The 6,925-nt window shown below is 72.8% G+C and carries 5 protein-coding genes, 1 pseudogene and 1 riboswitch; of the genes and pseudogenes, 4 read left to right on the top strand and 2 right to left on the bottom strand.

Annotation, left to right across the window (positions count from 1 at the left end; all coding sequences use genetic code 11):
• The 4 genes and pseudogenes from ACGFIE_RS20855 to ACGFIE_RS20840 all read left to right on the top strand — a co-directional run.
• Positions 1–325, top strand: a pseudogene (locus ACGFIE_RS20855) (hypothetical protein); the annotation flags it as partial.
• A 129-nt stretch (positions 326–454) separates the two neighbouring features.
• Positions 455–1,225: a hypothetical protein gene (locus ACGFIE_RS20850; RefSeq protein WP_393296842.1), complete on the top strand. Its 771-nt coding sequence runs from the start codon at positions 455–457 to the stop codon at positions 1,223–1,225.
• A 284-nt stretch (positions 1,226–1,509) separates the two neighbouring features.
• A riboswitch (cyclic di-AMP (ydaO/yuaA leader) is annotated at positions 1,510–1,651 on the top strand.
• 232 nt (positions 1,652–1,883) lie between these two features.
• Positions 1,884–2,726, top strand: coding sequence for a C39 family peptidase (locus tag ACGFIE_RS20845; RefSeq protein WP_393296840.1), 843 nt, complete (start codon positions 1,884–1,886; stop codon positions 2,724–2,726).
• Positions 2,727–2,850: 124 nt separating this feature from the next.
• Positions 2,851–3,603: an alpha/beta fold hydrolase gene (locus tag ACGFIE_RS20840; protein ID WP_393296838.1), complete on the top strand. Its 753-nt coding sequence runs from the start codon at positions 2,851–2,853 to the stop codon at positions 3,601–3,603.
• A 31-nt stretch (positions 3,604–3,634) separates the two neighbouring features.
• On the opposite strand, the gene ACGFIE_RS20835 is transcribed toward ACGFIE_RS20840, so the two are convergent.
• Both ACGFIE_RS20835 and ACGFIE_RS20830 read right to left on the bottom strand, forming a co-directional pair.
• Complete coding sequence (locus ACGFIE_RS20835; protein WP_393296836.1) at positions 3,635–5,341, bottom strand: CDP-glycerol glycerophosphotransferase family protein; 1,707 nt, start codon at positions 5,339–5,341, stop codon at positions 3,635–3,637.
• Between the two features lie 42 nt (positions 5,342–5,383).
• Positions 5,384–6,901 (bottom strand): D-ribitol-5-phosphate cytidylyltransferase, encoded by a 1,518-nt coding sequence (locus tag ACGFIE_RS20830; RefSeq protein WP_393296834.1) that lies wholly within the window; start codon positions 6,899–6,901, stop codon positions 5,384–5,386.
• Positions 6,902–6,925 lie beyond the last annotated feature (24 nt).

Raw genomic sequence — 6,925 nt, 5'->3', positions numbered from 1 at the left:
CGTGCCGCCGCTGAGCGCCGTGCCGCCGCTGAGCGCCGTGCCGCCGCTGAGCGCCGTGCCGCCGCTGAGCGCCGTGCCGCCGCTGAGCGCCGTGCCGCCGCTGAGCGCCGTGCCTGAGGCTGCCGTGCACCCGGCCTCGGCGGTCCGTGTGGGTGCCGCCGAGGAGTTCATCCCGGCCGGGTCGGTCGACGCGCAACCGGCACCGCCCGGTGGCCAGTGCGCCATCGCGACCGGCGTGCTGCCGGTGTCCGCGGCCGGGTCCGACCGGCGGCCTCTCGTCGACGCTTCGCGCGGCTGGGCTCCCCGGGGTCCGCCCCGGCGCTGAGTCACCGGGCCATGCGTCCCGTCGTCGCGCCCTGTCGATCCACCTCCGCACCCCGCCGATCCGTGGCCCGCCGTGGCCAGGTCGCGGCGGGGCTTCCCATCGCTTTGCTCTCTCCGCGAGGAGCCGACCATGGAGACTGCCGCCTTCTACCAGTTCATGACCGATGTGCCGCAGGCCGCTGCCATCTGGTCGACCCTGTTCCTGCTGGCGCTGGGCGTACTCGCCGTGCTGGTCGCCCGTCCCGAGCGGGACCGCCGCGCGGACGACCCGGTCCCGGCCGCGCCGACCGCCCGCGAGGTGGCCGCGGCCGAAGCCGACGACCTGCACCGGTATGCCGAGGAGGTGACAGTCGCCGCGACCGGCGCCGCCAAGACGGCACGGCGGCGACGCGATGCCTGGGTGACCGCTCAGGAACGGGTGGAGCGGGCCTGGGTGGCGTACGACGAGGCGGACGCCGCCGCCCGCCGCTTCGCGGGTTCTGGTGCGCTGCCCACCCCGCACACCCCCCGGACGCCCGCCGAGTACGCCTCCCGGGAGCGCTACCTGCACCGTGCGGCGATGGCGGCGTACTGGCGGGGCGATCTGACCATGGCGCAGCTCGGTGACGTGCTCGCCCACCGGCGCGGCTGGGATTCCCGGCGGCACCCGGTCGAGCAGGAGGTGCTGCTCAGCCGGGCGATCCGGGACGCGCGACTGGCCGACTACCGGGCCGCCGCCACCGAGGAGCGGGCCGCCTGGCGGGACGCGGAACTGGCCGCCGAGTCGGCGCGCACCCTTGCCGAGGAGGCGTACGCGGCAACGGCGCGGCTGCGGCCCAGCCCGGCAACCGCCCGACGCGCGGCGAGTGGGGCGTCCCGTCCCGCCCTCGTGGCACGGTGGCGCCCGGCTCGCGCGGGTTGAGCCCGATCCGTTACGTGAGCCCGGTCACGCCATTCGAAAATCGGGCGTCCGACGCGTTCGGCTCGATCTTTCCCGTGATTGTGGCCGCATTATCGGCAGCCTGTCCGGTTGTCGCCCGTCGGCGTCGCCGTAACCGGTTGTCCCATCGAGTCACATCATCGGCAGTACGCGCAGAAATTGTCGCACCGAATCGGGTTTACGCAGGTGAACCTGGCTTGGCAGGCCGCGAACAGGCCAGTAGTGTCGTCCCGTCCGGTGCGGTAACCGATCGCAACAGGCGACGCCGCGCCGACCCGCTCAATCGTGCTTAACGAACCGGGGACCCATCAGTAAGTCTGGGGTGAATCCGCGAGCCACGGCCTGCGGTAGGGCGATCTTCCCGCCCGAATCCGTCAGCTAACCCGGTAGGCGGTGTCGGAAGGAGTTCCAAACCCGTGCAGCACCTTTCCACCCCTCGGTTGTTCCCACGCCTCCACGGCGCAGCGGTGCCCCCGCTCATCCGTCCAGTGACGGTGAGCTGACCCCCGGGTCATCGCCTTTCCCGCCCGGCCCCGCCGGGTGTTCCCCTGAGCGGTTCACCATCCGCGGACCACTGTCCGCGCGCTGGCGCCTGCCCGGATGCCGGTCCGGCCCGTGGTGTGCCGCTCTCCCCCGATCCGTGGAGGACCCCGTGAAGCACACCATGCAGCGTCAGCTCCGTCGCCTGGCGACCGAGCGCCCGTACCAGATCGTCGCCACCTCCGCCGCGGCCCTCGTGATCGCCACGGCCACCGGCGCCCTGCTCACCGGCGCCGACGACGCGCCGGCCAGCCACCGCACCGCTACCACTGTCGCCGAGATGCGCAGTGACACAGCCGTTTCCCTCGGCGACGCGCGCGACGCGTCCCCCAGTGCCGCGCCGACGACCGCCGCCCCGGCCACCAGCGCCGCGTCGCCCGCCGCCAAGGCCAGCGCCAACCCGGATCTGACCCGTAAGCGGCAGTCACCGAAGCCGCCCGCGACCAAGGTGCTCGACTACGACTACGAGGCGCAGAACACGTACTACAACTGCGGCCCCGCAGCCACCCGCAACGCGCTCAGCGCCACCGGCATCGACCGCACCCAGGAGGAACTCGGTGCCGAGCTGGGCACCACCGAGATGGGCACCAACTCGGCCGAGGACACCACCCGAGCACTCAACGCCGAGGTGAAGGGCTCCCCGTACCAGACCCGGATGTTTGCCGGCGCGCCCAGCCCGGCCCAGATGGACCGGCTCCAGGCCGACGTGGTCAAGGCCATCACCGACGGCCGGGGCGTGGTGGCCAACGTCGTCGGCGACGCCACCGACACCGACGGCGGCTGGCACTCCTACGGCGGCGGGCACTACATCGCCGTCGTGGGCTACAAGGACAACGGCCGGACCGTGCGGATCGCCGACTCGGCGAACCCGGCCGACCCGTCCTACTGGATCACCACGATCGACCTCGCCAACTGGATTGCCACCCGGGGCTACTCCGCCTGACCCAGGCACGTAGACCGCCGCGGGCGTCGTCCCCCACAAGGGGCCGGCGCCCGCGGCCTCATTCCGGTACGCGCCGCCATCGACGAGTCTCGTACCCGGCCGCGAACCGTGGCAGACTGCGGCCGTGGTGGATGAATCGGGTGGCCGCACCGGTCGCCTGCCGGTCCTGCTGCTGCTGCACGGTATGGGGGCGACCGGAGACGTCTGGCTGCCGTGGGCGCCGTTGCTGGAGCAGCACTGGCCGGGGCGGTGGCTCGCACCGGATCTCGCCGGCCACGGCTGGTCGGCCCCGCTGCCGTCCTACTCCTTTGCTGGTTTCGCCGGCCGAATCGCCCACGGCCTCGCCGCCGACGACCGGCTCGTCGTGCTCGGGCACTCGCTGGGCGGGGTGGTCGGCCTGGCGCTGGCCGCCCGCGCCGCCGGGACACCTGTGGACGCGGTGGTCGGGCTCGGCATCAAGGCGCTCTGGTCACCCGCTGAGCTGGCCCGCGCCGCTGAGCTCGCCGCACGCCCGGTGAGCTGGTTCGCCAGCCGCACCGAGGCGGCCCGCCGCTATCTGCGCGTCTCCGGGTTGGTCGGCCTGGTCCCGCCGGATCATCCGGTGGTGGACGCCGGGTTGCGTCAGGTCGACGGCCGGTGGCGCCTCGCCATGGACCCGACAGCCTTCGGCGTCGGCGAGCCCGACCTGGCCCCGTTGCTGGCGGCGACCGACGTGCCGGTGGTGCTGGCCCGCGGGGAACACGACCCGATGGTCACCGACGAGCAGCTCAAGGCGTACGGCGTACCGGTCGCCACGCTGCCCGGTCTCGGCCACAACGCACACGTCGAGGACCCGGCGGCCGTGCTGGCGCTGCTCGACCCGTACCGGCGTGGGTGAGCTGGATGAAGCGGACGCGGTGGCCGGGGGCTCAGGTGGTGGGGGAGACCCGCTCCAGGTCCGGCTCGACCGGCCGCCCGGGGGGCGGCGGGCTCCAGTCCGGCTCCAGCTCGCGCCTGGCAGCGTCCAGGAACGCGTCGGCGTACGACTCGGCCGGGAAGTCACCGAGGTAGCGCCGCCGGGTCGCCCAGCGCCCCGGCGCCATCGGATCGGTGCCGAGCAGCCGGCCCAGCACATCGTCCAGGTTCGTCATGTCCCGGTGCAGCACGTAGCCCGCGCCGGCCAGCGGGAACCGCTCGGTGAACCGGTCACCCTCGCCGCCCATGTCGGTCACCGCGAAGGGCTTGCCGGAGTAGAGGTAGTCCGAGATCACCCCGGAGACGTCGGAGATCAGCGCGTCGGAGCGGTTCACGCTATCCACCAGGCTCAGGCCGCGGGCGGCGGCGCCCCAGACGTGCGGCCGGCCGGTCCGCGCCCGGTCCGCCGCGAGCAGCTCGGTCAGCCGACCCAGCTGCCGCGCCGATGCCGGGTTCTGCGTGGTGTACGGGTGGGCGCGCAGGATGACCGTCACGCCCCGGTCGAGCAGCTTGCGCAGCATCGGTTCGGCCACCGGCAGCGAGCAGTAGTCCGCGTCCGCGTGATGTCCCGTCCAGGTCGGGGTGTAGAGCACCGTGCGGGGTGAGTCGGCAGCCAGGGGCTCCGGGCGTACGGTGATCGACTCGACCTGCGGGCGGCCCACTATCACGAACTTCTCCGCCGGGATCTGCACCCCGGCCCGGGCGTACCGCTCGATTGCCGCCGGGCCGGCCACGAAGATCCGGTCGAAGATTCCCGACACCGGGTTGGCGCTCGGCGCCTTGTCGCTGTCGCCGTGGTGCAGCTGGACGTGGGTGAGCTGGGTGAAGCGGATGCAGTGGCTGTTCTTCGCACCGTGGTTGACGTAGAACGCCGCCCGCAGGCTCGGCACCAGCACCTCGTCCATCGCCCTCAGGGTGGGGCAGTAGACCACTGGCGCATCGGTGGCTGCGGCGATCGGGGCCAGGAACTCGGGTTCCCTCAGCACGACCATGAACGGCCGGCCGATCCGCTTCAGGTACGGCAGCCACATGGTGACCTGGTACTCCGAGCCGGGAGGCGCGGAGAAGTAGAGCAGGAACTCCGGCTGGTGCCGGCGCAGCGCCCGGCCCACCGCCCCGCCGCCGGCCGGTGGCCGGAACCGGCGCCGGGCGAGACTCAGCGCGATCGTGCCGGCGCCGGCGCCGACCAGCAGGCCCGCCGCGAGGGCGACCAGGGCCGGCATGGTCGCCGCGGCGGCCAGCGCCACCACGGCGAGAAGCACGAGCAGCGCGTCGCCGAGGTGCGTGGCGACCGGCGCCGTCCAGGACCGCACCGGCAGGTTGGCCGCCCGGATCTCCAGGTTGCCGGCGTCCCGCAGCGGGCCCACCAGCAGCACCAGCCCGAGCAGCACCAGCGCGGCGGCGGCCAGCGCGGGGTCGAACCCGCCGTCCAGCCGTCGGGCGTAGCCGACCAGGACGGCGGCGGCGATCAGTGTCGTCTCGGCGGCGGTGTCCGCGTCCTGGCGGATCCGTCGCTCAGCGGCGGTGGCGACGAGGGCGGCCACGGCCAGCGCCAGCCCCCAACCGGTCGCCCCGGTCAGCGCCACGACCAGGAAGGCCAGCACGGCCAGCCCGATGCTCAGGCACCGTGCGATCAGTTTCCGGACCAGGTCACCACGCATGTCGCTCCGTTCACCATCGTCCCGGTCAGCAGTGTTCGGCCGTCAGCCGACGGTCGCCGAGGCGGCATTGATCTCGTCGGCCAGCCGCGGTGTCTGGGCCGGCACGGTCCGCGCCGCTTCGCCCGGCGCCCGGCGTACGTCGATGACCTGCCCGGTGAGTTCCGAGATCAGCACGTCCAGCGACGACTGGGCGACGGCCTCCGCGGCGAGCAGGGTGTGCTCCGGCTCCTCGCCGAAGGCCCGCGTCCGCATCGGGGTGGCGGTCCGCTCCGGGTTGATGCAGTTGACGCGTACGCCGACGTCGGCCCATTCGTCGGCGAGCGCCTGGGTGAGGTTGACCAGGGCGGCCTTGGTGGCCGAGTAGAGCGCGTAGCGGGCCCGCCCCCGGGTGTAGGAGCTGGACGTGTAGAGCAGCAGCTGGCCCTTGGTCTGCTGGAGATACGGAAGGGCCTGGCGGGCGATGGTCACCGGGCCGACGAAGTTGACCTGGAGCAGCCGGTCCATCGTCTCCTCGTCCATCTCGGCGAGGGCGCCCCTCTCCAGGATGCCGGCGGTCACCACCACGTGGTCGATCCGGCCGGTGGCCTCGAAGGCGGTCTTCAGCGCGGTCTCGACGTCCCCGGCCCGCTCCACGTGGGTGCCGGTGGTGGAACGGCTGAACGGGAAGACCTGGGCGCCGTAGCGAAGGGCCAGCTCGGTCAGCTCGTGGCCGATGCCGTAGCTGCCGCCGAACACGACGATGGTGCGGCCGGTCAGCTCCTCGCGGTAGCTGCGGTGGTCGGTCAGCCGGGGCGCCTGCGCCGCGGCGAGCTGGAAGAGTTTGTCCGCCAGGTGCACGTCGACCGGGTGGGTGACCTTGATGTTCTCGTCCGAACCGTCGATCACCTTGATCGGCGTGCCGGGCAGGTAGCGCAGCACCACGCCGCAGTCGTCGGTGGCGGCGAAGTTCGGGTCGCCCTCGGCGATCCGGTACGCCTCGCGGATGGTGCTGGAGCGGAACGCCTGCGGGGTCTGACCGCGGCGCAGCGAGGAGCGGACCGGAATGTCAGTGATGCAGTCGTTCTCGTCGACCTGGATGATCGTGTCCGCCGACGGGATGGCCACGTCGACCGCGGAGTACGTCCAGAGGGCGTTCACGCACTCCCGCACGATCCGGGCGCTGACCAGCGGGCGTACCGCGTCGTGGAAGAGGATGTTGACGTCGCCGTCACCGATCGCGGCCAGGGCGAGCCGGGTGGTCGCGTTGCGGGTGTCACCGCCCTCGATCACCTTCTTCACCTTGCGGAACCCGGCCTGCGCCACGATCCGCTGGGCGTCGGCGAGGTGGCTGGCGGCCATCATCACGATGATCTCGTCGATCTCGGGGGCGGCCTCGAAGACGGCGAGGGTGTGCTCGATGATCGGCTTGCCGGCGATCTTCAAAAGCTGCTTGGGGATGCCGAGCCCGAGTCGTTCGCCGGTGCCGCCGGCCAGCACCACCGCCACCGTCCGGCCGGGTAGCCAGGACGCCGGCGGAGCTGCCGCCGCGGCGTCCGGGACGGGGGCCTGCTGGTGGGTCATTGCCGATCCTCACTGATCCGCTGG

Origin of the sequence: Micromonospora sp. NPDC049275 (assembly GCF_043197115.1) — a bacterium.
Lineage (GTDB): Bacteria > Actinomycetota > Actinomycetes > Mycobacteriales > Micromonosporaceae > Micromonospora.
The sequence above is the reverse complement of the archived record's forward strand: the minus strand, read 5'-3'. Positions and strand labels throughout refer to the sequence as shown.